A 25373-nucleotide genomic window follows, 5' to 3' on the forward strand; every position below is an offset into this window, starting at 1 on the left:
TAAGGACAGACCACGATTTTGAGTTCACTTCGGTCCGTCTCATAATCGTAGTCTGCCCCCCGCTTTCCCAGCTCAGCGGTGCGATGCGTCATCTTCCTAAACCTTCAAACCAAGACGTAGGCACTAGAAGTAGCTGTTCTGATTTACGGGTTTTTGGTGTTTTTTTCTGTTGTGCTTTTTTTGACTTTAGTTTTGCCAGCAGCCTTGGTTTTCTTTTTAAGCTTGTTTGTCGCAGCCTTCTGGGCAACTGCGGCACGGTATGCTGCAGATTCAGGGATGTGCAGGAGTTTAATCCCGTATCCGTATGAGGTTATAGTTTTTCCGCAATTTTGCAGCGTTACTTTACTAAAAAATGGAATATCTAGATTAGAGGACTTCTCCCCATCAATTATTGCATATACGATATCGTTTCCTTTAGCCTCAAATTTCTCTGATAGCGCAGGGAAGCCTTGTTTTTCAAGCTGTTTATTTACATCCTTAACGAACTGAGATTCACGGACTAAAAGCGTAGACGCAACTAAGCCTTGAGCAAACAAGTGGCTCAGATTAGAAGAGCCTCGCCCTCTCTTCACGTGGATGAATTCACCTCTCTCGCCACCGTCTTGCTTCTTGTAGATATCACAGACCTCAATCTTGTCATAGCTGCCGCCAAATTTAATTAGTTGCCGATCAAGCATCGCATGTGTGGAGGACGCCTGAGCGCATACATATTCATTGTATTCTCCTTCGTCGGAGTGATCGTACTCCACAAAAGGAACAGTAAAAGCTTTCTTGTCAAAATCAGAGTAGTACTTCTCAACAGATGCTTGGAAAGACCCTTCTACACCAAACCAGCTCCCAGCATGTAAGATAAACAATTTCGTCTTATGCTTTATCTCAGCATAAATGCACTTGAAAGCGTTAAATTTCGCCGCCGGCCGCCCATCAGTATGAATCATATGTATATCACGACGTTTAACAGTATCTAGCGTCGCATCACTTCGAAAAGTTTCGAGAAATTTTTCAAGATACAGAATTTCCTGTATATCCGTACCTTCGGCTTCTGCCCGATAGGAAAACCCAGCTACGTTGCTCCAGTCGACGATGTCGGGGATTGCAAGCCACATATTATGCTTTTCGGAAGATATCAGTGCGCTCCAAAGCAACGCCTCTAGTTCTTCAATGACATCTTTGTCCTTTGCAGGAATTAAATTTTCGACCCAAGAGAACTCACTATTATGACCGTCGGCACTTTGGGCCAAATAGTCCCTAGAAGCAGATCTATCAAGCACCGCTGTAAAGAAATTCTTTAGCCCTGCTAATTCGGCAGGAACTGAGGCCTTAAAGGAGTCAATCCCCGCGATTAAGGGTCCAAGAACATCAGAGTATTCAGGTTTTGTAAATCCTACTAGTCCCCTTAGCAGATCCTGCTCAGCATTAATCATATAGTCAGAGACTGAGGATGCCTTTATAGTTTGCATCCGGCTTATTCTTGGTGACGCATCAAAAGTCTGTCGATCAATTGAGGCAATTCTATCTGGCGAAACGCTATTCAGCACAACCCTTATGCCGAATCTATCTTCTATCAATCGCGGCTCAATCATGTGTCGCCCATGCCCAAAGGCGACCGCGAACTGTCTTGAGTTATGAATCACTATGAGAAGAGCAGACACACTTTTATTTGTCCAGCTCCTAGTTTTTACGCTCTCATTCAACCCTTGGGCAATGAATTCGAGCCAATCAGGTGTAGTTTCAAGTATTGGCTTCCGAATGAAGAGAGTACCGTAGATCCCTTCGGGGCCGAGGAGGTGCTTTTCGGTCTGGATTTTTCGGGGCTTACCGCCTGACCCTATTGGGCTAGCAATTACGTCTTTATCGTCCCACGGGATTCCATTGTTTTCTTTCAGCAAATAGACGTTTAGCGGTATCTTTTTCCCGGTCCCTTTTATGCTCATCGCTCCTCCTAAGCGCAGCTATGATCGCTGCTTGGCTAACAGATGCTGAAGATGGCCCATTGCTATCCATTGCAGAGTAGCCCAGGTCTCTGCTGTTTGCAGCCTTTCGCTAGATAGGATTATGGGGAGTTAGGGAGAGAGGTCGTGGCCGGACGAGTTCTTATCTAGATTTCACTCGTCCGCATCTATGAATGCACCAAAAACCCGACGCAAGACGTCGGGTTCCTCGTTATGAAATAAACACTATTGGCGCGGTTCTACGTTATCCAACACCCGATTCGCCAACAACGAACTCAGCTCAATCAACTGCTGAATTCCTTGCGCCACATGACGCCTTGATCCATCCAAATCAAACGCCAGATCACTCACCATGGCATCAGCCGAAGCCAGCGTCTCACTGAGATTAGCGAGCAAGCATTCGTTATCGAGGCCTTTCACGACGGTGAATAGCTGACCCGGTTTGGGGTCGTCTTGAGATTTTTCCGATTTCGGTAGCAAGTAGTGATCGAGCACGCGTTTGGTGGTTTCGTCTTGCTGCTTGGCTTTGGATTTTGCGGATTGTGCGGTGGAGTCTTTTTCTGGAGGGTTCGGAGTTATTTTGAACATTTGGGACTTCCTTCAGTAGGGCCGCAACCGTCTCGCTACTAAACGAAAGGAGGCAGCTGTGCGCAAGTTAGTAGACCGGTGAAGTCACCAAACCCGGCGCGCCCGAAGGCGCCATGCGCACAGCCACCATCAAGTGCAGGCGAAGGCCTGACTGGATGACACTCATGCAACCGAAGATGACTAACCGGGCTACTAAACCCGACCACTGATTGGCAGTGGCAGGAAAACAATAGAACCCCGGGACAAGGCGCACAAGCGGGCGGATTCTGGCGTAGTTGTAGGCAAAGGCGCAAGGATGCGTGGGTTGGTGGTGGGGTGTGGGTTGGGGCTGTAGGAGTATGGCGCGCCGGCGATACAGGCGGTTCGTTTTCTCTGGAATCGCGTCGTTTTCATCGCGAGCAAGCTCGCTCCCACAGAGAATGGCAGCAGGATCAAACGCCCCCGCCAGACCACACATCCTTGCGCCTTTGCCTACAACTAAACCGGAACCGGCCTGATTGTGCGCCTCGCCCCCGAGCCCTATCGTTTTGTCGTCACCTCCCATCGTATTCGCCACATGAAACGACCGCGTATTAGCGACTTTAAACATCAGATGTTCCGTTCGACCGCAATGCAACTCGCCAAAGAGTATTTGTTGGATGATCCGTGGGTACTGGCGGAGAAGGGAATTGATGCTGGACGGATAAGGTACGAGCCGATAACGCAAGTGGCATTGGATCAATGCTATTTATGGGGCTCAGAGGCCCAGCTTTATCCATGGGAAGATATACCTAGCTGGAAGAGTCGTGACGGGAAAGCGTTTGACCTTTCTCTGTGGTATGACCATGAACTATGTGGACTTTGCTTTGCGACTCCAAAATCAAGCATCTTGTCCATCAAGGTAGTCCTTCTAGAGGGTAAGCCTGACGTTACTCATCCTTTGAAGGGTGAGGTTGCCGGTTTAGTCTTGATCGCGATCAGCCGATACGCGCGGATGCTGAAGCTTCGCGAGATTGAGATTTTTGAGCCTGACCCTGGGGCCGTCCAGTGGTACCGGCATCTGGGTTTCGATTTCGATGATCAGCGGCGCCTTGTCATAGCGGTAGACGAGGCATAACATCAAACCCAATTCTATTGCCGAGTTTTCCATGAAAACTTCAAAGCGTACTCCAAAGCCGTTGCTTGCTGCCCGGTACCAGGCAGAGGCCCGCCGTCTGGCTGGTTGCCCGTCCAGCATCGAGCGCCAGTTCTTGTCGGTCAGCCTCGCCAAAGGTAAGGAGCTTGAACCCGTTGGCCGAATGGCCGGTGTCAAAAGCTGAGCTTTTGTCGACACAAAAAAACCGCCACATGGGCGGTTTTTTTGGTTCTTGCTATGAGTAAAGCTAAATCTACCGAGCCGCCGCCGCGTTGTGCCATGTAGATCGCATTCAGCCTTTTGGGGGGCTGCTGCGCAGCCCTGCGGGAGCAAGCTCCCTCGCCACAAGGGACTTCCTCGCCACAAGGAATCGGCATGGCTTAGCTGAGCGGTGTGCCTCTGGAGGCGCTATTTACGCTTCAGCATCTCCGGCAACTGCGCCACCAGCTTCTGATTATTCAACGGCGCACGAATAAACCCACGCTGGGTGCCGTCCGGGCCAATTACTGCAAGGTTGCCACTGTGATCAACCGTGTAATTGGGCTTGCTGGTATCCGCCGGAATAAACGGAATGCTCACCGCATTCGCCAGTTTCTGCAGGTCTTCAACCGATGAAGCCGTCAGCCCTATGAACTGCGGATCAAAGTACCCCAGATACTGCTTCAGCTGCTTGGGCGTGTCGCGGTTCGGGTCGACGCTGACCAGTACGATCTGCAACTTATCCACAGCTTCCTTCGGCAACTCGCTTTTGATCTGGCGCAGTTGGGCGAGGGTGGTGGGGCAGATGTCCGGGCAGAAGGTGTAGCCGAAGAACAGCAGGCTCCATTTGTCTTTCAATCCGTCCATCACTACGGGCTGGCCGTCCTGGTCGGTCATTTTCACGTCCGGCAGGTTGCGGCTCTGGGGCAGTAGGATGATGCCGGCGTCGATCAGTGCGGTCGGGTCGCCCTGGCCTTTGCCGGACAGCACCTTGTTGATGGTCAGGCCGAGGATCAACGCGATCACGGCCACGAGGATGAAGACGGTTTTCTGGGTTCGAGTCATAGGCTCAACAGTAAGTAATGATCTACAAGCAGGGCGATGAACAGCAGGAACAAGTAATAGATAGAGTACTTGAAGGTGTTGATCGCCGCGTGCGGCCGAGTGCCACGGTACAACACCACGGCCCATTGCAGGAACCTGGCACCCAGTACGAGCGCGCAAACAAGATAGAGCATCCCGCTCATATGGATCACGAACGGCATCAGGCTCACCGCCAGCAGCACCAGGGTGTAGAGCAGGATATGGATTTTGGTGTAGTGCTCGCCGTGGGTCACCGGCAGCATCGGGATGTCGGCCTTGGCGTATTCCTCTTTGCGGTGGATGGCCAGGGCCCAGAAATGTGGTGGGGTCCAGGCGAAGATGATCAGCACCAGCAGCAGCGGTTCGGCGCTGACATGCCCGGTGGCCGCCACCCAGCCCAGCAATGGCGGTGCCGCGCCGGCGAGGCCGCCGATGACGATGTTCTGTGGCGTTGCGCGCTTGAGGAAGCCGGTGTAGACCACCGCATAACCCAGGAGTGAGGCGAGGGTCAGCCAGGCCGTCAGTGGGTTGGTGAAGGCCAGCAGCAAGGCCTGGCCGATCACCGCCAAGGTCAGGGCGAAGGTCAGTGCGGCGGCGGGGGAGATGCGCCCTTCGGCCAGTGGCCGTTTGTGGGTGCGGGCCATGACGGCGTCGATGCGTCGGTCCACCACATGGTTGACTGCCGCCGCGCCGCCAGCACACAGGGCGATGCCCAGATTGCCGAACACCAGCACCGTCCACGGCACGCCGGCGCGGGTGGCGAGGAACATGCCCACCAGCGAGGTGATCAGCATCAGCACCACCACTTTTGGCTTGGTCAGCTCCAGGTAATCGCGCCAGATCGCTTGGCTGTGGCGTTCACCGGTCAAGGTTGCCATGGCATCTCTCCTTTTATAGTTATGGGGCTGACGCCGTGTTTATGCGGGTTGAACCGCCAGCGCAGTGGGACCTGATGCTTGACCCGGACCAGGCTGGTACGGGCGTGATAGTTGACCAATACCAGGGTCAGCAGCAACGCGGCGCCCCCGGCGTTGTGGGCGACGGCCACCGGCAACGGCAGGTGGAACAGCACGTTGCTGATGCCCAGGGTGATTTGCGCGCCTAGTGCAATCAGCACCAGGCCGGCCAGGCGGGTCATGCCGACGGTTTTCAATTGCCAGGCCAGGCCCAGCAGCACCACCGTCACCAGCAACGCGCCGATGCGGTGGGTCAGGTGGATGGCGGTGCGGGCGTCGCTGTCCAGTTGCCCGCCCAGGTAGTTGGGGCCGATGTGTTGGGTCAGGTGAAAGCCGTTGGCAAAGTCGGCCGGTGGCAGCCATTGGCCGTGGCAGGTGGGGAAGTCGATGCAGGCCACGGCGGCGTAGTTGGAACTGACCCAACCGCCGAGGGCGATCTGGCCGATCACCAGCAGCAGCCCGGCGGTGGCCCAGTGTTGCAGGCGCTTGGGCACGGTCAGCGCCGGCAGCACGCCGGACAGTCGTAAGGTCAGCAGGAACAACAGGCTCAACGTCGCGAAGCCGCCCAGCAAATGCCCGGTGACCACTTGGGGCCAGAGCTTGAGGGTCACGGTCCACATGCCGAACGCCGCTTGCGCGAAGACCACCGCCAGCAGGAACAGCGGCAATTTCAATGGCTGACCCGGGCGGTGGCGGTTCATCCAGGACCGCGCCGCCAACGCTACGATCATCAAGCCCAGGCCCCCGGCGAAGTAGCGATGGACCATCTCGTTCCAGCCCTTGTGGGCTTCCACCGGGGTGTCGGGAAAGTGCAGCTCGGCATGGGCCAGTTGGGCTTCGCTCTTGGGCACGCTGATGAACCCGTAGCAACCGGGCCAGTCCGGGCAACCCAGGCCAGCATGGGTCAGCCGGGTGTAGGCGCCCAGCAATACGACGATCAGTGCCAGCAGCGTGGCGAACAGCGCGAGGCGAAATCCTGGTTTGGCCATGTCGATGCCCTCATCCGATGTTCGACAGTTTCAGCAAGTGGCGCAGGTCGTTGAGCAGGTCCTTGCCCTTGACCCGGGCGTCGTAGCGCAGCACCAGGTTGCTGTGGGGGTCGATGATCCACAGTTGGGCGCCGCCGGAGCCCTGGGCGCCTTTCTGATAGGCCGGCAGGTCCAGTGGGTAGCGTTGAAGTTGCGGGTATTCGCGTTGCAGTTGAGCGTCGTACTCGGCGTCCAACGGTTGCGCCACCGCCAGGGCATGGCTGGCGCGAGAGGCTTCGCGGCCCAGGCTGATCTGGACTTGCCGGGCCAGGTACACCAGTTGCCGGCAATCCACCGAGCATTCCTGTGGCGCCGTGACCAGGATCTGCCAGCGCTGCTCGTCGGCCTGCACGCCAATCTCGGCGCGGGTCTGGCCGGTGCCGATCAGTTCGCCGTGGTAGCTGCGGCTGTCGGGCACCCAGAACTGGAATTTGTACATGCCGGTGGCCAGGATCATCGGGCCGATCACCCCGAGCACGATCAGCAGCAATTGCACGCGGCCCTTGCGACGGTTGTGTGCCGCGGGCGCCTCAGACGTGTTGGTTGGATTCATGGTGCTTCCCATGGTGTCTCCCTGCGTTGTGCCATCCGAGATAAAGAAAAAGGCCGAACAGGGCCGCCGCCATGGCGAACCACTGCACGGCATAACCGAGGTGTTTTTCCGGCCCCATGGCCACGACGGGCCAATCGGTCCTGTAGGCGCCGGGGCCGCTTTGTTGGCGCAATTCATAGGCGAAGCCGCTGCGGCCCAGGTCGGCCCAGAGCTTGTCCGGCTCGATGGCGGTGACCAGTCGCGGCCAGGGAGCGCCGGCCGGGTCGGCGTGGAGCTGGAACGTCGCGCCGGGGGCGACATAGACCCAGGCCTGGAGGCTGACGGGTTGTTCCGGCGTGTTGAAGACCGGCGGGGTGCGTCGGTCCGGCCAGGGCAGCCAGCCGCGATTGACCAGCAGCCAGAGCCCGGTCCGGTGGTCGAGGAACGGTTGCAGCAACTCGACGCCGACCTTGCCGTCGTGTTGGCGGTTGTCCAGCAGGATGCTGTGCTCGGCGTCGAACTGGCCCTGCAGCGTGACCGCTCGAAAGGCCGGGTCGGTGGTGTGTGCCAGCTCGGTGCTGTCCAGCGGCGGCGCCACGCGGCGCTCGGCGTAAGTGTCCATGAGCACACGTTTCTGTTCGCCCCGGCTCAGTTGCCAGAACCCCAGGCACACCATCACCGGCACCAGAACGGCGACCACCAGCGACGGCAGGATGCCCGGCCGAAAGTGTTTCATGGCGCCGTCCGAAAGCCGTCGAACGGGATAGCTATACTCACGTGCATTGCGTCCCCCGGAGTGTCCCTAATGCTAAAAGCAGCCATCGTCCTGATGCTGATTGCCACGATTGCCAGCCTGTTCAGCGGTCTGTTTTTTCTGGTCAAGGACGACAGCAGTTCCAATCGCCTGGTCATCGCCTTGGCGATTCGGGTCGCCTTGGCCGCTGTTACCGTCGGCTTGATCGCCTGGGGCTTTTTCAGCGGCCAGTTGGTGTCCCAAGCACCCTGGTAACGGCTGCCTCAGAGGATGTAGACGAAGAAGAACAAGCCGATCCACACCACATCGACAAAGTGCCAGTACCAGCTCGCCGCCTCGAAGCCGAACTGATGCTCGTTGTCGAAATGCCCGCGCATGATGCGCATCAGCATGACGAACAGGATGATCGTGCCGATGGTGACGTGGGCGCCGTGGAACCCGGTGAGCATGAAGAACGTCGCGCCGTAGATGCCCGAACCCAACGTCAGGCCCAGCTCTTTATAGGCGTGGATGTATTCCTCGGCCTGGAAGCCCAGGAAGGCGCAACCCAGCAGCACGGTGATCGCCAGCCAGATTTTCAGCGCGCCGCGATGGCCTTTTTTCAAGGCATGGTGGGCGATGGTTACCGTGACGCTGGAGCTGACCAGCAGGATGGTGTTGAGCAGCGGCAGGCCCCAGGGGCTGATCACATCCTTGGGCGGTGGGAAGAGCTTGGGGTCGGGGTTGTTCAACAACGGCCAGACGTATTCGAAGTTCGGCCAGAGCATCTCCGACAAACCCTTGCTGCCTTCACCGGCCAACCCCGGCGCCGAGATCGTGCGCACATAGAACAGCGCACCGAAGAACGCGATGAAGAACATCACCTCGGAAAAGATGAACCAGCTCATGCCCCAGCGGAACGAGCGGTCGAGCTGGGCGCTGTACAGCCCGGCGCGACTTTCCTTGATCACCGCGCCGAACCAGCCGAACAGCATGTAGGCCACCAGCAGGCCGCCGACGAAAAAGATCAGCGGGCCGTGGGAGTCCGGCCGGGCGGCCTTCAAGTCGTTGAACCAGGTGGCCAGGCCATACACCGTGACGAACATCCCGACCGTGGCGATGATCGGCCATTTGCTCTGGGCCGGAACGTAATAGTGTTCGTGAGTTGCCATTTATTGTTCTCCTTATCGGGCACGCTATCGGTCAGTGTTTAAAGCCACCGGTGGATGACGAGCGGTGATGTCGAACAGCGTGTAGGACAGCGTCAGATGCTTCACTTCCTTGGGCATGTCCCGGTCGACGATGAAGCGCATGGGCATTTCGATGCGTTCGCCGGGTTGCAGCACTTGCTGGGTAAAACAAAAACATTCGGTCTTGTGGAAATACGCCGCCGCGTTGCTCGGCGCGATGCTCGGCACCGCCTGGGCACTCATTGGCCGGTTGGTGGGGTTGTGGACGACAAAGACCATCTCGTTCACCGCCCCCGGCCGGACCACCAGTTCATCGCCCTTGGGGTAGAAGTCCCAGGGCATGTCCACCGAATTGGTCGACAGGAACTGCACGCGAACCTGGCGCGATTCATCGACGGTCTGCTCGCCTTCGTATTGCCCGGCGGTCTTGCCGTTGATGCCGAACGCCTTGCACATCACGTCGTAGATCGGCACCAGGGCAAACCCGAAGATGAACATGGCTACCACCACCAGCAGCAGGCGGGTGACCAGTTTCTTCATCGAAATCGAATCAGCCATGGATGCGGCTCCTTGCACTGAACCCTGTGGGAGCGGGCTTGCTCGCGAAGAACGATGACGCGGTGTTTCTGTTAGACCGCGTCGTCTGATTCGCGAGCAAGCCCGCTCCCACACAGGTCCTCTGTGTCATCTCATTTCACTTCCGGCGGCGTGGTAAAGGTGTGATACGGCGCCGGCGACGGCACGCTCCACTCCAGCCCTTCGGCCCCATCCCACGGCTTGGCCGGTGCCGGCTCGCCACCACGGATGGTCTTGATCACGATGAACAGGAAGAAGATCTGCGTGGTGCCGAACATGAACGCGCCGATGGACGAGACCATGTTGAAGTCGGCGAACTGCAGGTTGTAGTCGGGAATCCGCCGGGGCATGCCCGCCAGGCCGACGAAGTGCATCGGGAAGAACGCCATGTTCATCCCAATGAAGGACAGCCAGAAGTGCAGTTTGCCGAGGGTTTCGTCGTACATGTGGCCGGTCCATTTCGGCAGCCAGTAGTAGGCCGAGGCGAAGATCCCGAAGATCGCGCCGGGCACCAGCACATAGTGGAAGTGCGCCACCACGAAGTAGGTGTCCTGGTACTGGAAGTCCGCCGGGGCGATGGCCAGCATCAGCCCGGAGAAACCACCGATGGAGAACAGGATCACGAACGCCACGGCAAACAGCATCGGCGTCTCGAAGGTCAGCGAGCCTTGCCACATGGTGCTGGCCCAGTTGAACACCTTCACCCCGGTGGGCACGGCGATCAGCAGGGTGGCGTACATGAAGAACAGCTCGCCCACCAGCGGAATGCCCACCACGAACATGTGGTGCGCCCAGACGATGAACGACAGGAACGCAATCGCGGCCGTGGCGTAGACCATCGAGGTGTAGCCGAACAACGGCTTGCGCGAGAAGGCCGGGATGATCGAGCTGACGGCACCGAAGGCCGGCAGGATCATGATGTACACCTCGGGGTGGCCGAAGAACCAGAACACGTGCTGGAACAGCACCGGGTCGCCACCGCCGGCGGCACTGAAGAAGCTGGTGCCGAAGTGAATGTCCATCAGCATCATCGTCACGCAGCCGGCCAGCACCGGCATCACTGCGATCAGCAGGAACGCGGTGATCAGCCAGGTCCAGACGAACAGTGGCATTTTCATCAGGGTCATGCCGGGGGCGCGCAGGTTGAGGATGGTGGCGACCACGTTGATCGCGCCCATGATCGAACTGATGCCCATCAGGTGGATGGCAAAGATGAAGAACGTCACGCTTTCCGGCGCATAGGTGGTGGACAGCGGTGCGTAGAAGGTCCAGCCGAAGTTCGGCCCGCCCCCCGGTGTGAACAGCGTCGACACCAGCATCAGGAACGCGGCGGGCAACAGCCAGAAGCTGAAGTTGTTCATCCGTGGCAGGGCCATGTCCGGCGCGCCGATCATCAGCGGGATCATCCAGTTGGCGAGGCCGACGAACGCCGGCATCACCGCGCCGAAGACCATCACCAGGCCATGCATGGTGGTCATCTGGTTGAAGAATTCCGGCTGCACGATCTGCAGGCCGGGCTGGAACAGCTCGGCGCGGATCACCATGGCGAACGAGCCGCCCAGCAGGAACATCGAGAAGGCGAACCACAGGTACAGCGTGCCGATATCTTTGTGGTTGGTGGTCAGCACCCAGCGCATCAGGCCCTTGGCGGGGCCGTGGGCGTGGTCGGCGCCGGCATGACCGTGGTCATCGATCACAGCACTCATGTCCTGTCTCCTTCGAACGAGTGGGCTGGACGGTGCGGGGCGGTAAGCCCCGACCGGTTACGGGAACACACGTCAGGCCGGCTCATTGGCTTTCCGCCTGTTTGAGTTCCAGCACTTCTTTCGGCGTCACCATGTCGCCCTTGTTGTTGCCCCAGGCGTTGCGTTCATAGGTCACGACCGCGGCGATATCGACTTCCGACAACTGTTTGCCGAACGCGGCCATGGAGGTGCCGGGTTTGCCGTGGAAGACAATGTTCAGGTGATCCTTGATCGGCCCGGTGGCGATTTTCGAACCCTTGAGCGCCGGGAACATCGGTGGCAGGCCTTGTCCTTCGGCCTGGTGACAGGCCACGCAGGTGGTGTGGTAGACCTTGTCGCCACGTTCCTTGAGTTCTTCGAGCGTCCATTCCTTGCTGGTCAGCTCCTTGAGCTGGGCGGCTTCGGCCTTGCGTTCGCCCAGCCATTTCTCGTAGTCGGGCTTGCTCTTGACCTCCACCACGATCGGCATGAAACCATGGTCCTTGCCACACAGCTCGGCGCATTGGCCGCGGTACAGGCCGGGCTTGTCGACACGGGTCCAGGCTTCGTTGACGAACCCGGGGATCGCATCGCGCTTGACCGCGAAGGCCGGCACCCACCAGGAGTGGATCACGTCGGCGGAGGTCACCAGGAAGCGCACCTTGGCATCGACCGGCAGCACCAGCGGCTTGTCGACCTCCAGCAGGTAATGCTCGCCCTTGGCGCTCTGGTTATGGATCTGTTCGGCGGGGGTCGCCAGGTTGCTGAAGAACTCGACGTCCTGGCCCAGGTACTTGTAGTGCCACTTCCATTGATAGCCAGTGATCTGGATATCGATGTCCGACTCGCTGGAGTCGTACATCTTGATCAGGGTGGCGGTGGCGGGAATCGCCATCAGCACCAGGATCAGGAAGGGCACGATGGTCCAGAGGATTTCAACGCGGGTGTTTTCGTGGAAGTGCGCGGCATTCTGGCCGGTTGAGCGGCGGTGCATCATCATCGACCAGAACATGGCGCCGAAGACGATGATGCCGATGACCACACAGATCCAGAAGATGGTCATGTGCAGGTCGAACACTGCGTTGCTGATCTGTGTCGCTCCAGGCGCCATATTCACAGTCCAGGCCGCTTGTGCCTGGCTGAAAATCGACCACAACAGGAGGCCCATCCATACGTGTGGATGTCGCGTCATTGCGGGTTCCCCTTATCGTTCTTGTTATCCCGTAGGCGTAAAGCCTGCGGCAAGGGATCGGCTACTTCAGACTACCAACTTGAACCGCCGCGCCTTGCTGCACATGCAATCGGGTGTCATCAGCTAACTCCATTCCAAACCGAGTATAGACAGCACCTGCAACCTCGCAACGCGATGGCGTAAATCGTTTGAAACAGCCGGGGCTTGCGCTAGAGCCCACGAATGGAGAAGGATGCGAACTAAGTGATGGCAAACCGATATAACTGTGGCGCAGCAAGGATGAGGCGGTTATGAAAAATAGGTCTTAGGAGTGTTTTTGGGCCAGCTAAGTTATGTCTTCCCTATTTCTTTGCCTTTGTTTCCTGGAGTTGTCATGAACACCGCCGCATTGCGCGAGCAGATCCAAAAAGCCCAACAACATGAAGCTGAGACCGGTCAGTTGACTCGTCAGTTGACGGCCCAACTGCCGAACCTGCACCGAGCCATTCAATTGCCGGACGCGAACGCCAACGACGTCCTGGCGCGTTTTGTCGCCGCCTACATTGATGAGGTACCCGACCTGCTGGATGCAGCCAATGATGTCGCCAGGGAGGCGGGTATCGAGTCGCAGATCAAACCGGTACTGAAGATTGCCGAACAGTACTTCCTCCAGCCGCCGACCATCATGGCTGGGCATGTCGGGCTCGACAGCCTTCTGGACGAAGCCTACCTGGCGCATCGGTTCGTCGAAGAGGTCAACGACCTGTACATCAAGCATTTCGGCCAGCCATTGATCCCCTTGGACATGACGGTCGCCAACCTGATCGCCCACCAGTTGATCGGTGAGGCATTTGCCAACCAACTCGATGAAGTGGTCCATCACACGTTCGATGAGATGCTCAACGACGAGACGTTTGCATTGGAGTCGGTAGAAACCTACCGCGAGAAGCTCAGCAGCCCGGAAACCGGCGCGGCCTGGAAGCGCTGGCCGTGCATGTCCCGTCGTCTGGGCGTGGGGCTGGAGCTGGATCAGCCGGCGGCTTGATCCGGCTGAAACACATAACCCCTGTGGGAGCGGGCTTGCTCGCGAAAGCGATGTATCAGCTAACGAAAGAGTTGCCTGACACTACGCCTTCGCGAGCAAGCCCGCTCCCACATTGAATCCGGCTGGTTCATAAAATAGATGTCCAGCAACAATCCTCTGTGGGAGCGAGCTTGCTCGCGATTGCATTGGACCAGCAACATCGCAGTTGGCTGATACACCGCTATCGCGAGCAAGCTCGCTCCCACAGGGTTTCCTGGGTGTCAGGCAGAAGCCGCGCCAACCCCCACGGTCGTGCGCAACCGCCCCTCCAACCTACGCTTGAGCCCGCGGGATTCGATCAGCAGCTTCGAACCCTTGCTGGCATTCGCCCTGCCCCATTCTTCCAGCAACTCCAGGCACGAGTGGTCGATGTAGCTCAGGTTGTTGAGCGGCACGTGCACGGTCGCGCCGGTCGGTATGGTGCCCAGTACCTGGGTCAATGCCGGCACCTTGAGGAAGGTGGCCGCCCCGACCAATCGCAGTTCCATCTCGCCTTCCTGAGGCAGGTCGATCAGGCTGATTTTCAGACGCGAGGCTTTCCAGGCCAGTTTCGCCAGGGTCAGGCCGAAGCCGATCAGCACACCGGTCAGCAGGTCGGTGAAGATGATCGCCAGGGCCGTTGCGGCGTAGGTAAACATCGGCATCCGGCCATAACGGCCCAGGCTGCGAAACGCCTTGAGGTCCACCAGTTTGAAACCGGTGTACACCAGCACACCTGCCAGGCTCGCCACCGGAATGCTTTGCAGCACGCTGGACAGCAACAATACGAACAGCAGCAACCACAGGCCGTGGAAAATCGTCGACATCCGTGTGGTAGCCCCGGCCTGGACGTTGGCCGAGCTGCGCACGATCACGCCGGTCATCGGCAGGGCGCCGAGCAGGCCGCAGAGCATGTTGCCGATACCTTGGGCCGACAGTTCCCGGTCGAAGTCCGCACGTTCACCGCTGTGCATGCGATCGACGGCGGCCGCTGACAGCAGGGTTTCGGCGCTGGCGATGAAAGCCACCGCGAATGCGGCGATCAGCAGCGTCGGGTCGGCCAGGTTCAGCAGGTCCGCCGGGCGCAGCCAATCAATGGCTTCGGCCATGTTCTCCGGCACTTCCACACGCTTGACCTGCAAGGCCAGCACCAGGCTGGCGACGGTCGCCAGGCCGACACCCAGCAAGGCGCCAGGAATGAAGCGCAGACGGTGGGGGCGAAACTTTTCCCACAGCCACATCACCGCAATCGTCGACAGACCGAGCAGACCCGCCTGCCAGCCGAAAGACGGCAAGGCCTGGGCCACCGCCGCCGGGAACGCCGCCAGGTTATCCAGCCCGGAGGGCTTGGGCGCGGCGTCGAGCATCACATGGACCTGGGACAGTATGATCAGCACGCCAATACCCGCGAGCATGCCGTACACCACGGCAGGCGCGGTGACCCGGAACCAGCAGCCCAGGCGAAAACGCCCGGCCAACAATTGCAGCAGACCGGCCAGCAGCAGGATCGGCCCGAGCATTGCCACGCCATGCTGGCGCACCAGTTCGAAGACCAAAACCGCCAAGCCGGCGGCCGGGCCACTGACTTGCAGCTTCGAGCCGGCCAGGAAACCCACCACCAAACCACCGATGATGCCGGTAATCAGGCCCTTGGCCGGCGGCAGGCCAGAGGCGATGGCGATGCCCATGCACAAAGGCAGGGCCACCAGAAACACAACCACCGAAGCCAACAGCTCCCGTGGCAGAACAGCTTTTAATTGAGCAGCACGCATGGCAACTCTCCCGAAGTTTTCTTCAGGCATGGCGAAGCCCTACCGCGCAAATGGCGGCAAGGCTTGAACCACACAAGTTTAAGAGTGGTTAGAAGCGCGCTTTGGGCGTCGCCACCGGTATCGGATGGCTGCCATCGAGCGGCAGGAAACGTCCCTGGTCCGCGTCAAAGGCTTTGATCTCGCTGGTCTCGATGTTGTACACCCAGCCATGGATGAACAACTGACCGCTGGCCATGCGCGACGCTACCGAGGGATGCGTTCGCAAATGCTGCAGCTGTGCGATCACGTTCTCTTCGGTGAGAATGGGCATGGTCTGTTTTTCGTCGCCGCACGGACAGTTGTCATGGACCATGGTCTTGGCCACTTCGGCGTGGCGCAGCCAGGCCTTGACCGTGGGCATTTTTTCCAGGGTGTCGGGGTTGAGCACGGCACGCATGGCGCCGCAGTCGGAATGGCCGCAGACAATGATGTGTTGCACACCGAGGGCCAGCACGGCGTATTCGATGGCGGTGGAGACGCCGCCGTTCATCTGCCCGTAAGGCGGCACGACGTTGCCAACGTTACGGGTCACGAACAGGTCGCCGGGGGAGCTATGGGTGATCAACTCGGGCACGATGCGCGAATCGGCGCAGGTGATGAACATCGCCCGGGGGGCTTGGGCGGTGGCGAGTTTCTTGAAGAGTTCTTCCTGTTGCGGAAAGATCTCGTGATGGAAATGCAAAAAGCCGTCAACAATATGCTGCAGCGCTGCATCGGCGGTTTCCGCCTCGGGTTGGGCTGAAGCCGACGCAGCCAACGGCTGTTTATCCTTGTCACTCATGATTCATCCTCTTTTGACGGTATGACGCCAGTGGCTGGTTAAAATACGTCCAGGTCGGGGTGTTCGACCTGTCAGTCACTCGCTGAACAAGGTAGCGGCCGAAACTTAACTCAAACTGAAATCGAAGGCTCTAGGACAATGATTCCAGGGGTGGCGAAACGCTGGCGCAGATCATGTCCAGAGCCGTTCCAGGTTCAACTTTAATCAAATCAACGACATCTGTCGGCCCGGCGGACAGAAGGCATCGCAGTCAAGATTATATCCGTCGCGGCGCTCCAGCCCCAGGCGCTTGAGTGCCTTGGCAAATCGCTGGGCCAGCAGGTCGGCGAACGGGCCTTCGCCGCGCATCCGCGCACCGAAGCGGCTGTCATACAGTTCGCCACCGCGGCTCTGGCGCACCAGGCTCAGCACGTGGGCAGCGCGTTGCGGGTAATGCGCCTGCAACCATTGCTCAAACAGCGGCGCGACTTCCAGCGGCAGGCGCAGCATGACGTAGGCGGCATTCTGCGCGCCGGCGGCGTGGGCTTCGGCCAGCAGGCTCTCGATCTCGCTGTCGTTGATCATCGGGATCATCGGTGCGCACAGCACCCCCACGGCAATCCCCGCCTCGCGCATGACCTTGATCGCCCGCAGCCGAGCCTTGGGTGCCGCCGCGCGGGGTTCGAGAATGCGCTTGAGTTCATCGTCCAGGGTGGTGAGGCTGATCATCACGTGCACCAGACGTTGTTGCGCCAGCTCGGTCAGCAGGTCCAGGTCGCGCAGGATCAGCGAACCCTTGGTGACGATGGTCACCGGATGCCGATAACGCAGCAGCACCTCGAGAATCCGGCGGGTTATGCGGTGTTCGCGTTCGATAGGCTGATAGGGATCGGTGTTGGACCCCAGCGCGATCGGTGCGCATTGATAGCCGCGCCGGGACAATTGCTCTTCCAGCACATCGGCGGCATTGGTCTTGGCGATCAGCTTCGTTTCGAAATCCAGCCCCGGCGACAGGTCCCAATAGGCATGGCTGGGTCGTGCATAGCAGTAGATGCAGCCGTGTTCGCAGCCTCGGTACGGGTTGATCGAGCGGTCGAACGGGATATCGGACGAGGTGTTGCGGGTAATGATGGTCTTCGCCGTTTCGATACGCACTTCGGTGCCCTGGGTCTGCGGGACTTCCTGATACCAGCCGTCATCTTCGACCACCGAGCGGCTCGGGGCGAAGCGGTTATGCGGGTTGGTCGCGGTGCCGCGGCCGCGCGGTGGAAGAATGGCTGGCATGGGAATACTCCGAAAGCTGTATGTGCATACAGTATTCGCTGTATTCGATTAAGGCCAGTGCCATTCAGCAGCCCAAATACTGGATCGGCGTTCACAACGCTTTGACGTTCTCCTCACAGGCTTTTAACCGCAGCGAGCCGAGACTGAGCCTCTCGTGTTTCTTCACTTTCGGTCGTTCATGCATGCTCAAGTTCTGCTCCCGTTCGCTGCTCTGCCTGGCCTTGCTCACCGGGCTGGCCGAAGCGCCCGCCCAAGCGGCCGATTCCCCTGAGACGAGGCCTGCTGAATGGGCGCAGCCGGTGGAAAAGGACTACAACCTCTTCCAGATGTCCCCCACGCTCTACCGCAGCTCCCTGCCGGACGGCGGGGCGGTGCCTTTGCTGACGAAGCTCAGGATCGGCACGGTCATCACCTTCCTGCCGGAGTCGGACAAGCGCTGGCTGTCCACCCCCGGCATCGAGCAGGTGCAGTTGCCCTATCGCACCAATCACGTCGATGACAGCGACATACTCAGGGCCTTGCGCGCCGTCCAGGCAGCCGAAGCCAAGGGGCCGGTGCTGATGCACTGCAAGCACGGCTCGGACCGCACCGGGCTGGTGGCCGCCATGTACCGGGTGGTGGTCCAGGGCTGGAGCAAGGAAGACGCCCTGAACGAGATGACCGAAGGTGGCTTCGGTGACAGTCATCATTTCAAGGACGGGGTGCGCTACATGATGCAGGCCGACATCGACAAACTCCGCACGGCATTGGCGAACGGCGATTGCAGCACCAGCGTCTTTGCCCTTTGCTCCCTGGAAAGTTGGGTCAATTCAACGACGCCGGCGCAGCACCTCGACCCCCAGGTGGCGCTGCCGCAGCGTTGATCGGCGGCGTGCCGGTAAAGGTGGCGATGGATTCGGACAACGGTCGCAAGTCCCCCGGGGCAAAAATGGTTTCGCGCAGTGCCCGGCCTGTTGCCGGGTTGAACAGTCCGTCACGCTGGAATCGCTGGAACACACTGGCGGCCAGTGCCTTCGACCAGGCATAGGCGTAGATCCGCGCGCCATAGCCGGTCACCAGGTAGTCCAGGCCATTGGGCCAGCGCTCGTTCGCGGACACCGGCAAATGCCCCACCTGTGCACTGGCTTGATCGAACACCTGCTGGACGGTTCGCCCGTCGCCGTGGGTGCGGTGCAGCTCGATATCGAATAACGCGTTGCGCAACAGGACAGCGGTTTCCCAACTGGCCTGGGTGGTAGCAAAGGCCAACACTTGACCGGCGACCTTGTCAGGCATCGTCGCCCCGGTTTGATAGTGCCTGGAGACTCGCACCAGGCATTGCCTGGAGAAGCACCATTGTTCGAACAACACCCCGGCGAACTCGGCGGTATCGCGGGACAGGCCAGAGATGCCCGACAGGTCACGGTATTCGGCGCGGGTCAGGACATGCTGCAGGCAATGGCCGAACTCATGGAAAAGAATACGCAGTTGCAGATGATCGAGCAGGACCGGGTCCGCCCCTACGCTGCGCGGCAGCCAGCCATGCAGCGTCGCAATGGGGTGTCGCGGGCGTCCCTCGGCGGTGATGTGGCGGCTGCGCAGGGTGGTGGTATTGGGGTAGCCGTCTCGGCTTGCATCCGAAAACGGATCGAAATAGAGGTAGCCGATGACCGCTCCCCATTCGCTGATTTCGAAAAGGCGCACATCCGGGTGCCAGGTCGCCACGTCATGTCGCTCGGCGAAGCTCACCCCGAACAGCTCAGTCGCCATCAGCAGTAGCTGTGCGAAGGTGGACTCCAAGGGGAACCAGACGCTCAGCGCTTGCTTGGAGAGGCCCGCTGCCTGCTGGCGAAGTTGATTCGCCAGGTAGGGGTAGTCCCACGGCTGGAGTTCGTTGAAACCCTGTTGCGTGGCGAAGGCCTTGAGCTGGCGCGCGTCCCGCTCGAAAACGCCGTGCTGTCGTTTGAGTTGGGCCCCCAGGAAAGCCAGGACTTCTTCGGTGGACACGGCTTGCTCGGGCTCAATCGCCATTTGAGCGAAATCCGAATAGCCCAGGGCGGTGGCGTACCGATGACGGTCTTCCAACAACTGCCTGAGTATGTCGCTGTTGTCGAAATGGCCCGCCTGGGGGCCCTGATCCGATGCGCGGGTGCTGTAGGCCTCGTACATTTGCTGACGGAGGGCGCGGTTGTCGGCGTATTGAATGACGACGCCAAACGATTCCTCGCTGAGCGTCAGCAACCATCCCGTGCGCCCGGCATCGCGTGCCCGCTGGGCCATCTGTTGTTTGAAGCGCGACGGCAGGCCGCTCAGCGGGGCTTCATCGTCAAACGCTTTACTCCAGGCCTGATTGGCCATGTGCAGGTTCTCCAGGAATAACCCCTGGAGTTCGTCGATGCGCAACTTCAACAGATTCAGGTCAGCCGACAGGTGCCCTGCCGACCTGTTCTGGTGAAACTGGCCGAGGATTTTTTTCAGGACCCGTTTGCGAGCCGGGGCGAAATGCTCGGCGATCTGACTGTCTGCCAGGCGCTGGTAAAGCGTGAACAGCGTGGGGTGTTGTTTGAGTTCAACCTGGAAGTCATGCAGCCGTTCAGTGCACTCCAGGGAAGCTTGCGCCCAGGCCGCCCCTGGCCTGGTCGTGGTCAGGAGATGCAGCAGGTAGCCGAAACCCTCCAGGCGCCCATGGATTTCGTCCATGGCCAGCACCAGGTCATCCCAGGTGGGAAAGGGGGTCTGGGTCTTGATGATGTCGGCCACTTGAGCGCGACTTTCCACCAGGATCCGGTCGAGGGCCGGCGAGAAATGCCGGGCCTGGATGTGGGCAAACGGGGGCAGGTCATAGGCCTGCAACAGCGGATTGTCATCGTCGAGCATGGGAACCTTCCTGTCAGTCAGTACTGGCTGGACAGTCTGTGAAGGAAGGGCCCGGGCCCGGCGGTAAATATGTATCGCTTCCGGGCCGGGCGGCCCGGAAGATGATGCCGCAGATGTCAGTCGGTCTTTTTCTTCAACTTGGGGTTGGGGAAAAACTGCACCGCCTGGACCTTGGCGTCCGGCACCTTGGGCGCCAGGGTGTTCACACGGGTGCCCAATTCCTTGGGCACCGACAGGCCTTGCTCGTTGAGCGTGTCGGAATAACCGCAGGCCACGCATTCGCGGTGCGGCACGCCGTCTTCGTTCCACATCATCAACTTGTCCGGCTCACTGCACGCCGGGCAGACCGCCCCGGCGATGAAGCGTCGTTTGGTAATCACAGGCCCCTCACTCATGCTGCCGCGTCCTTGGTCAGGCCGCTATGGCGCAAGAGTGCGTCAATCGACGGTTCACGGCCACGGAAGTCGACGAACAGCACCATCGGTTCCTGGGAGCCGCCACGGGCCAGGATCGCCTCGCGGAAGGCACGACCGGTGGCTGCGTTGAGCACGCCGTCCTCTTCGAACTTGGAGAACGCATCGGCCGACAGCACTTCCGCCCACTTGTAGCTGTAATAGCCCGCCGCATACCCGCCAGCGAAGATGTGGGCGAAGCTGTTGGGGAAACGGTTGTAGGCCGGCGGACGCATGACCGACACTTCGTCGCGCACGCCTTCGAGCACTTGCAGCACGCTGCGGCCGTCGCCGTGGGTGGCGTGCAGCTCGAAGTCGAACAGCGAGAACTCCAGTTGGCGAACCATCATCAGGCCGGACTGGAAGTTTTTCGCCGCGAGCATTTTTTCCAGCAGGTCCTGGGGCAACGGCTCGCCGGTTTCATAGTGGCCGGAAATCAGCGCCAGGCCTTCGGGCTCCCAGCACCAGTTCTCCATGAACTGGCTCGGCAGTTCCACCGCATCCCAGGCCACGCCGTTGATGCCGGACACGCCAGCGTGTTCGACGCGGGTCAGCAGGTGATGCAGGCCATGGCCGAACTCGTGGAACAGGGTGGTGACTTCATCGTGGGTCAATAGCGCCGGCTTGCCGCTGTCGGCCGGGGTGAAGTTGCACACCAGGTTCGCGACGGGGCTTTGCAGGACGCCTTCGAAGGTGCGACGACGGTCGCGGGCGCCGTCCATCCAGGCGCCGCCACGCTTGTTGGCGCGGGCATAGAGGTCGAAGAAGAAGCGGCCGACGTGTTGGCCGTTCTCCTTGATTTCGAACAGGCGCACGTCTGGGTGCCAGCTGTCGAAGCCTTTCAGTTCGGCGATCTCGATGCCGTAGAGGCGTTGCACGATGGCGAACAGGCCGCCCAGCACTTTGTCGATCGGGAAGTACGCGCGCAGGGCTTCCTGGGCCACGCTGTAACGCTGCTGGCGCAGTTTTTCACCGTAGAAACCGCTGTCCCAGCTTTGCAGGTCGGGGCAGCCCTGTTCGGCGGCGAAGGCTTTGAGCTGTTCCAGATCCAAGGCGGCGAACGGTTTGCTGCGCTTGGCCAGGTCACGCAGGAAACTGAGGACCTGATCGCTGGATTCGGCCATCTTGGTCGCCAGGCTCAACTCGGCGAAGTTGGCGAAACCGAGCAATTGGGCCAGCTCCTGGCGCAGGTCGAGGATCTGTTCCATCACCGGGCCGTTGTCGTTCTGGCCGGCGTTCGGGCCCTGGTCCGAGGCGCGGGTGCAGTAGGCGGCGTAGACTTCTTCACGCAGGGCGCGGTCTTCGGCGTAGGTCATCACCGCGTAGTAGCTGGGGAATTCCAGGTTGATCAGCCAGCCGTCCAGCTCTTTGGCCTGGGCGGCCGCGGCCATTTGCGCCTTGGCCGAATCGGTCAGGCCGGCGAGGGCAGCCTCGTCGGTGACGTGCTTGGTCCAGGCCTGGGTCGCGTCCAGCAGTTGATTGGAGAAGCGGCTGCCCAGCTCGGACAGTTTGCTCTGCACCTCGGCGTAGCGCTTCTGCTGCTCGGGCGGCAGGTCGATGCCCGACAGGCGGAAATCACGCAGGGAATGTTCCAGGATGGTTTTCTGCGCCACGTCGAAACCGGCGGCCTCCGGGCTGTTCGCCAGGGCTTCGAACGCCTGGAACAGCTCGCGGTTCTGGCCCAGTTCGGTGGAGTAGGCACTCAGCGCCGGCAGGCAGGCCTCGTAGGCTTCGCGCAGTTCCGGGCTGTTGCGCACGGCGTTCAAATGACTGACCGGGCTCCAGGCGGCGCCCAGGCGATCATTGAGCTCGTCCATCGCCAATACCAGGCCGGCCCAGGTAGGCTGCTGGACTTGGGTCTTGAGGATTTCGGCAATGGCCGCACGGTTATCAGCCAGGATCTGCTCGATGGCCGGTTGCACGTGCTCGGCACGGATCGCCGAGAATGGCGGCAGGTCATAGGGCTGCAAAAGAGGGTTGTTCACGCTCACGGTCGACACCTTGGCTGGAAGAAACATCGCCCCATCTTAATTACAATCGGCGTTCACCGCAGCTAGCAGCGCCTATCACCGGATAAGAGAGAGCCTATCGTGACCCTTCGCACGTACCAGAACCACAGCCCGCGGCTCGCCCGTGGCGCTTTTGTCGACAGCACCGCGGTGGTGATCGGCGACGTCGAAATCGGCGAAGACAGCTCCGTCTGGCCGCTGACGGTCATTCGCGGCGACATGCACCGCATCCGTATCGGTGCGCGGACCAGTGTCCAGGATGGTTGCGTGCTGCACATCACCCACGCCGGGCCTTTCAATCCGGATGGCTTCCCATTGCTGATCGGCGACGACGTGACCATCGCCCACAAGGTCATGCTCCATGGTTGCTCGGTGGGCAGCCGGATCCTGATCGGCATGGGCAGCATCGTCATGGACGGCGCGGTGGTGGAAGACGACGTCATCATCGGCGCCGGCAGCCTGGTACCGCCGGGCAAACGGCTGGAGAGCGGCTTTTTGTACGTGGGCAGTCCGGTGAAGCAGGTTCGGCCGCTGACGGACAAGGAACGCGCATTTTTCACCTACAGCGCGGCGAACTACGTGAAGCTCAAGGACCTGCATCTGGCCGAAGGTTACGACCAGGCCTGAATCGTCCCGCCATTGCCCAGGAAATTTCATGCATTACCAAACCGTACTCTTCGACCTCGACGGCACCCTCACCGACCCGCGCGAGGGCATCACCCGTTCGATCCAGTTCGCCCTGAGCAAATTGGGCATCGACGAGCCCGACCTCACCCGCCTCGAGCACTTCATCGGCCCGCCGCTGTTGCAGGCCTTCATGCAGTTCTACGACTTCGACGAAGCCAAGGCCTGGGAAGCGGTGAATTTCTACCGTGAGCGCTTCAAGGTCACCGGCCTTTATGAGAACCGGGTCTTCGACGGCGTGATGCCGCTGCTGGAAACCTTGGGCGGCCAAGGGCGCCAGTTGTACATCGCCACTTCCAAACCCTGGGTCTTCGCCCGGGAAATCGCCCGCCACTTCGACTTCGCCCGGCACTTCAAGGTGATCTACGGTAGCGAACTGGACGGCACCCGTACCAACAAGGTCGAGCTGATCGCCCACCTGCTGGCCGAAGAGGGTCTCGATCCAGCCAGCACCCTGATGATCGGCGACCGCAAACACGACCTGATCGGCGCCCACAGCAATGGCCTGGATGCGGCAGCGGTCGGGTATGGGTTTGGCAGCCACGAAGAACTCAGCACCGAGCGCCCGGCGTATCACTTCCAGACGGTGGAAGCGTTGCATCAGGCGTTTTTGCGGCGCTGACCGGGTCGTCATCGCCAGCGAGCTCGCTCCCACAGGGGGGCTGCTCGCAACATGTGTGAACAGTGGCAATCCTCTGTGGGAGCGAACTTGCTCGCGATGGCCGCAGCACAGACACCCCCGGCTTCAAGGTGTAGCGGTGTCCCAGTCCAAACGGGACTCGTTGCCTACCAGAGCGGTGATTCAGGCCCTGAACTGGCTGGGCGCCACGCCGCTCCAGCGCACGAAGGCATGGCGGAAGCTGGCGGTTTCGCTGAAGCCCAGTCGTTCGGCGATTCGATAGATCGGCAATTGGTCTTCGCAGAGCATCTGCTTGGCCCGCTCGAAGCGCAGTTCGTCCAGCAGTTCCTGGTAGCTGCAGCCCAGGTCCTTGAGGTGGCGGCGCAAGGTGCGCGCCGAGCAGTTCATCTGTTCGGCCAGGCCCTCCAGGCCGGGGGCGGCGTCCAGTTGGGTGTCGAGCAACTGGCGGATCCGCCCAAGCCAGGCTTGGCGTCCGGTGAATTCGGTGTTCTGCCGGCGACAGCGTTCGGCCATGGCGTGATGGGTGATGGGGTCGGCCAGGGGCAAGGGTTGGTCGAGCCAGTGATGGTCGAAGGCGAAAGCGTTATCGCTGCTGTCGAAGCGTACCGGGCAGTCGAAGAGCGCGGTGTAGCGCGCCTGGTAGTCGGGCGCCGGGTGTTCGAAGCGCGCAGCGTGCAACGGCAGTGCATGGCCGAGGAGGTCGTTGCAGATCACCTTTAGCGAAACCATGCAGAACTCGGCGTTGAACACCGCCAGGGCCGGGCTCTCCCGATAGTCGTTGGCGCTGAACCAGATGTGCTCGCCATCGTCGTCCAGATTCAGCTCGAAGAGTGTTCCCAACAGCGCCGGGTAGCGCAGTGCCAGGCGCAAAGCGTCACCTAAGGTGGCACTGGTGAGCAGGGCATAGCCGAGCATGCCGTAGGACGAAACGTGCATGCGCAGGCCCAATTCCAGGCCAATGTCGCGCTTGAGGGCCACTGCGTTGGCGCAGACCTGCATCTCCTGGTTGGTGGTGATGCGCGTATCGGCCCGGCTCAGGTCCGCCGCGCTGATGCCGCTGCCGGCCAACAAGGCATCGCTGGGCAAGCCTTCGCTTTTGAAGGTGCTCAGTACCAGTGAGACGGCGTTGAGGGTGGTGAGGTGGGAATGAAGCATGTCCGTTTCCAGCCTGGGGAAGCTGGAAACGGA

The 25373-nt window shown here is 60.0% G+C and carries 24 protein-coding genes; 6 read left to right on the forward strand and 18 right to left on the reverse strand.

Annotated elements, in window-relative coordinates; genetic code table 11:
* Positions 1 to 143: 143 nt before the first annotated feature.
* Together BT125_RS24170 and BT125_RS24175 are read right to left on the reverse strand one after the other, a co-directional pair.
* Positions 144 to 1934 carry a TIGR04141 family sporadically distributed protein gene (locus tag BT125_RS24170; RefSeq protein WP_072411132.1) on the reverse strand — a complete coding sequence of 597 codons (1791 nt, stop codon included), beginning with the start codon at positions 1932 to 1934 and terminating at the stop codon, positions 144 to 146.
* 243 nt (positions 1935 to 2177) lie between these two features.
* Positions 2178 to 2540 carry a DUF6124 family protein gene (locus tag BT125_RS24175; RefSeq protein ID WP_072411144.1) on the reverse strand — a complete coding sequence of 121 codons (363 nt, stop codon included), beginning with the start codon at positions 2538 to 2540 and terminating at the stop codon, positions 2178 to 2180.
* A 556-nt stretch (positions 2541 to 3096) separates the two neighbouring features.
* Between BT125_RS24175 and BT125_RS24185 the strand changes: the two genes are divergently transcribed.
* Complete coding sequence (locus BT125_RS24185) at positions 3097 to 3636, forward strand: N-acetyltransferase (protein ID WP_072411149.1); 540 nt, start codon at positions 3097 to 3099, stop codon at positions 3634 to 3636.
* 426 nt (positions 3637 to 4062) lie between these two features.
* On the opposite strand, the gene BT125_RS24190 is transcribed toward BT125_RS24185, so the two are convergent.
* The 5 genes from BT125_RS24190 to BT125_RS24210 are packed head-to-tail and all read right to left on the reverse strand — an operon-like array spanning position 4063 to position 7968.
* A complete protein-coding gene (locus tag BT125_RS24190) occupies positions 4063 to 4698 on the reverse strand; it encodes an SCO family protein (protein WP_072411152.1) in 636 nt (211 codons plus the stop codon).
* Positions 4695 to 5594, reverse strand: coding sequence for a heme o synthase (gene cyoE, locus BT125_RS24195; RefSeq protein WP_072411154.1), 900 nt, complete (start codon positions 5592 to 5594; stop codon positions 4695 to 4697). The genes BT125_RS24190 and cyoE overlap by 4 nt, the downstream gene beginning before the upstream one ends.
* On the reverse strand, positions 5582 to 6661 hold the full coding sequence (locus BT125_RS24200) for a COX15/CtaA family protein (RefSeq protein WP_072411156.1): 1080 nt from the start codon (positions 6659 to 6661) through the stop codon (positions 5582 to 5584). Before BT125_RS24200 ends, cyoE begins: the two co-directional genes overlap by 13 nt.
* A 10-nt stretch (positions 6662 to 6671) precedes the next feature.
* Positions 6672 to 7265 (reverse strand): hypothetical protein, encoded by a 594-nt coding sequence (locus BT125_RS24205; RefSeq protein WP_072411158.1) that lies wholly within the window; start codon positions 7263 to 7265, stop codon positions 6672 to 6674.
* Positions 7231 to 7968 (reverse strand): SURF1 family protein, encoded by a 738-nt coding sequence (locus tag BT125_RS24210; RefSeq protein WP_072411160.1) that lies wholly within the window; start codon positions 7966 to 7968, stop codon positions 7231 to 7233. The genes BT125_RS24205 and BT125_RS24210 overlap by 35 nt, the downstream gene beginning before the upstream one ends.
* Before the next feature lie 69 nt (positions 7969 to 8037).
* Here BT125_RS24210 and BT125_RS24215 point away from each other — a divergent pair, with 69 nt between their 5' ends.
* Positions 8038 to 8241 carry a twin transmembrane helix small protein gene (locus tag BT125_RS24215; protein WP_072411163.1) on the forward strand — a complete coding sequence of 68 codons (204 nt, stop codon included), beginning with the start codon at positions 8038 to 8040 and terminating at the stop codon, positions 8239 to 8241.
* 8 nt (positions 8242 to 8249) lie between these two features.
* On the opposite strand, the gene BT125_RS24220 is transcribed toward BT125_RS24215, so the two are convergent.
* The 4 genes from BT125_RS24220 to coxB all read right to left on the reverse strand — a co-directional run bounded on the left by BT125_RS24220 (position 8250) and on the right by coxB (position 12647).
* Entirely contained in the window at positions 8250 to 9137 is an 888-nt protein-coding gene (locus tag BT125_RS24220; protein ID WP_072411165.1) for a cytochrome c oxidase subunit 3, read from the reverse strand.
* A gap of 24 nt (positions 9138 to 9161) precedes the next feature.
* Positions 9162 to 9713 (reverse strand): cytochrome c oxidase assembly protein, encoded by a 552-nt coding sequence (locus BT125_RS24225; RefSeq protein WP_072411167.1) that lies wholly within the window; start codon positions 9711 to 9713, stop codon positions 9162 to 9164.
* Between the two features lie 131 nt (positions 9714 to 9844).
* Entirely contained in the window at positions 9845 to 11437 is a 1593-nt protein-coding gene (gene ctaD / locus BT125_RS24230) for a cytochrome c oxidase subunit I (protein ID WP_072411169.1), read from the reverse strand.
* 82 nt (positions 11438 to 11519) lie between these two features.
* Complete coding sequence (gene coxB / locus BT125_RS24235; RefSeq protein ID WP_072411171.1) at positions 11520 to 12647, reverse strand: cytochrome c oxidase subunit II; 1128 nt, start codon at positions 12645 to 12647, stop codon at positions 11520 to 11522.
* A gap of 373 nt (positions 12648 to 13020) precedes the next feature.
* On the opposite strand from coxB, the gene BT125_RS24240 reads away from it, so the two are divergent.
* Positions 13021 to 13671, forward strand: a complete 651-nt coding sequence (locus BT125_RS24240; RefSeq protein WP_025211149.1) for a hypothetical protein — start codon at positions 13021 to 13023, stop codon at positions 13669 to 13671.
* Between the two features lie 260 nt (positions 13672 to 13931).
* Here the strand turns inward: BT125_RS24240 and BT125_RS24245 are convergent, their stop codons facing one another.
* From BT125_RS24245 to BT125_RS24255, 3 genes are all read right to left on the reverse strand, one after another.
* Entirely contained in the window at positions 13932 to 15461 is a 1530-nt protein-coding gene (locus tag BT125_RS24245; protein ID WP_072411173.1) for a SulP family inorganic anion transporter, read from the reverse strand.
* Between the two features lie 88 nt (positions 15462 to 15549).
* Positions 15550 to 16281, reverse strand: coding sequence for a carbonic anhydrase (locus BT125_RS24250; protein ID WP_060739823.1), 732 nt, complete (start codon positions 16279 to 16281; stop codon positions 15550 to 15552).
* Between the two features lie 204 nt (positions 16282 to 16485).
* The gene (locus tag BT125_RS24255) at positions 16486 to 17544 is read right to left on the reverse strand and encodes a PA0069 family radical SAM protein (protein ID WP_072411174.1); all 1059 of its coding nucleotides are present in this window, start codon (positions 17542 to 17544) and stop codon (positions 16486 to 16488) included.
* A gap of 182 nt (positions 17545 to 17726) precedes the next feature.
* Between BT125_RS24255 and BT125_RS24260 the strand changes: the two genes are divergently transcribed.
* On the forward strand, positions 17727 to 18407 hold the full coding sequence (locus BT125_RS24260; RefSeq protein WP_072411176.1) for a phosphatase domain-containing protein: 681 nt from the start codon (positions 17727 to 17729) through the stop codon (positions 18405 to 18407).
* On the opposite strand, the gene BT125_RS24265 is transcribed toward BT125_RS24260, so the two are convergent.
* The 3 genes from BT125_RS24265 to prlC form a co-directional block, all read right to left on the reverse strand.
* Complete coding sequence (locus BT125_RS24265; RefSeq protein ID WP_072411178.1) at positions 18349 to 20400, reverse strand: M3 family metallopeptidase; 2052 nt, start codon at positions 20398 to 20400, stop codon at positions 18349 to 18351. The two genes, BT125_RS24260 and BT125_RS24265, sit on opposite strands and share 59 nt — an antisense overlap.
* A 116-nt stretch (positions 20401 to 20516) precedes the next feature.
* A complete protein-coding gene (locus BT125_RS24270; protein WP_072411180.1) occupies positions 20517 to 20795 on the reverse strand; it encodes a YheV family putative zinc ribbon protein in 279 nt (92 codons plus the stop codon).
* Positions 20792 to 22870: an oligopeptidase A gene (prlC, locus tag BT125_RS24275; protein WP_170866868.1), complete on the reverse strand. Its 2079-nt coding sequence runs from the start codon at positions 22868 to 22870 to the stop codon at positions 20792 to 20794. Before prlC ends, BT125_RS24270 begins: the two co-directional genes overlap by 4 nt.
* A gap of 72 nt (positions 22871 to 22942) precedes the next feature.
* Here prlC and BT125_RS24280 point away from each other — a divergent pair, with 72 nt between their 5' ends.
* The gene (locus BT125_RS24280; RefSeq protein ID WP_060739819.1) at positions 22943 to 23488 is read left to right on the forward strand and encodes a gamma carbonic anhydrase family protein; all 546 of its coding nucleotides are present in this window, start codon (positions 22943 to 22945) and stop codon (positions 23486 to 23488) included.
* 28 nt (positions 23489 to 23516) lie between these two features.
* Entirely contained in the window at positions 23517 to 24167 is a 651-nt protein-coding gene (locus BT125_RS24285) for an HAD family hydrolase (RefSeq protein WP_060739818.1), read from the forward strand.
* A 180-nt stretch (positions 24168 to 24347) separates the two neighbouring features.
* Here the strand turns inward: BT125_RS24285 and BT125_RS24290 are convergent, their stop codons facing one another.
* Positions 24348 to 25340, reverse strand: a complete 993-nt coding sequence (locus tag BT125_RS24290; protein ID WP_072411182.1) for an AraC family transcriptional regulator — start codon at positions 25338 to 25340, stop codon at positions 24348 to 24350.
* Positions 25341 to 25373 lie beyond the last annotated feature (33 nt).

The sequence above is a fragment of the Pseudomonas sp. NFACC04-2 genome (genome assembly GCF_900119265.1).
Lineage (GTDB): Bacteria > Pseudomonadota > Gammaproteobacteria > Pseudomonadales > Pseudomonadaceae > Aquipseudomonas > Aquipseudomonas fluorescens_AA.

Coding starts and splice junctions, on each gene's coding strand:
- BT125_RS24170 (WP_072411132.1), bottom strand. CDS start 1,934: ATGAGCATAAAAGGGACCGGGAAAAAGATACCGCTAAACGTCTATTTG.
- BT125_RS24175 (WP_072411144.1), bottom strand. CDS start 2,540: ATGTTCAAAATAACTCCGAACCCTCCAGAAAAAGACTCCACCGCACAA.
- BT125_RS24185 (WP_072411149.1), top strand. CDS start 3,097: ATGAAACGACCGCGTATTAGCGACTTTAAACATCAGATGTTCCGTTCG.
- BT125_RS24190 (WP_072411152.1), bottom strand. CDS start 4,698: ATGACTCGAACCCAGAAAACCGTCTTCATCCTCGTGGCCGTGATCGCG.
- cyoE (WP_072411154.1), bottom strand. CDS start 5,594: ATGGCAACCTTGACCGGTGAACGCCACAGCCAAGCGATCTGGCGCGAT.
- BT125_RS24200 (WP_072411156.1), bottom strand. CDS start 6,661: ATGGCCAAACCAGGATTTCGCCTCGCGCTGTTCGCCACGCTGCTGGCA.
- BT125_RS24205 (WP_072411158.1), bottom strand. CDS start 7,265: ATGGGAAGCACCATGAATCCAACCAACACGTCTGAGGCGCCCGCGGCA.
- BT125_RS24210 (WP_072411160.1), bottom strand. CDS start 7,968: ATGAAACACTTTCGGCCGGGCATCCTGCCGTCGCTGGTGGTCGCCGTT.
- BT125_RS24215 (WP_072411163.1), top strand. CDS start 8,038: ATGCTAAAAGCAGCCATCGTCCTGATGCTGATTGCCACGATTGCCAGC.
- BT125_RS24220 (WP_072411165.1), bottom strand. CDS start 9,137: ATGGCAACTCACGAACACTATTACGTTCCGGCCCAGAGCAAATGGCCG.
- BT125_RS24225 (WP_072411167.1), bottom strand. CDS start 9,713: ATGGCTGATTCGATTTCGATGAAGAAACTGGTCACCCGCCTGCTGCTG.
- ctaD (WP_072411169.1), bottom strand. CDS start 11,437: ATGAGTGCTGTGATCGATGACCACGGTCATGCCGGCGCCGACCACGCC.
- coxB (WP_072411171.1), bottom strand. CDS start 12,647: ATGACGCGACATCCACACGTATGGATGGGCCTCCTGTTGTGGTCGATT.
- BT125_RS24240 (WP_025211149.1), top strand. CDS start 13,021: ATGAACACCGCCGCATTGCGCGAGCAGATCCAAAAAGCCCAACAACAT.
- BT125_RS24245 (WP_072411173.1), bottom strand. CDS start 15,461: ATGCGTGCTGCTCAATTAAAAGCTGTTCTGCCACGGGAGCTGTTGGCT.
- BT125_RS24250 (WP_060739823.1), bottom strand. CDS start 16,281: ATGAGTGACAAGGATAAACAGCCGTTGGCTGCGTCGGCTTCAGCCCAA.
- BT125_RS24255 (WP_072411174.1), bottom strand. CDS start 17,544: ATGCCAGCCATTCTTCCACCGCGCGGCCGCGGCACCGCGACCAACCCG.
- BT125_RS24260 (WP_072411176.1), top strand. CDS start 17,727: ATGCTCAAGTTCTGCTCCCGTTCGCTGCTCTGCCTGGCCTTGCTCACC.
- BT125_RS24265 (WP_072411178.1), bottom strand. CDS start 20,400: ATGCTCGACGATGACAATCCGCTGTTGCAGGCCTATGACCTGCCCCCG.
- BT125_RS24270 (WP_072411180.1), bottom strand. CDS start 20,795: ATGAGTGAGGGGCCTGTGATTACCAAACGACGCTTCATCGCCGGGGCG.
- prlC (WP_170866868.1), bottom strand. CDS start 22,870: ATGTTTCTTCCAGCCAAGGTGTCGACCGTGAGCGTGAACAACCCTCTT.
- BT125_RS24285 (WP_060739818.1), top strand. CDS start 23,517: ATGCATTACCAAACCGTACTCTTCGACCTCGACGGCACCCTCACCGAC.
- BT125_RS24290 (WP_072411182.1), bottom strand. CDS start 25,340: ATGCTTCATTCCCACCTCACCACCCTCAACGCCGTCTCACTGGTACTG.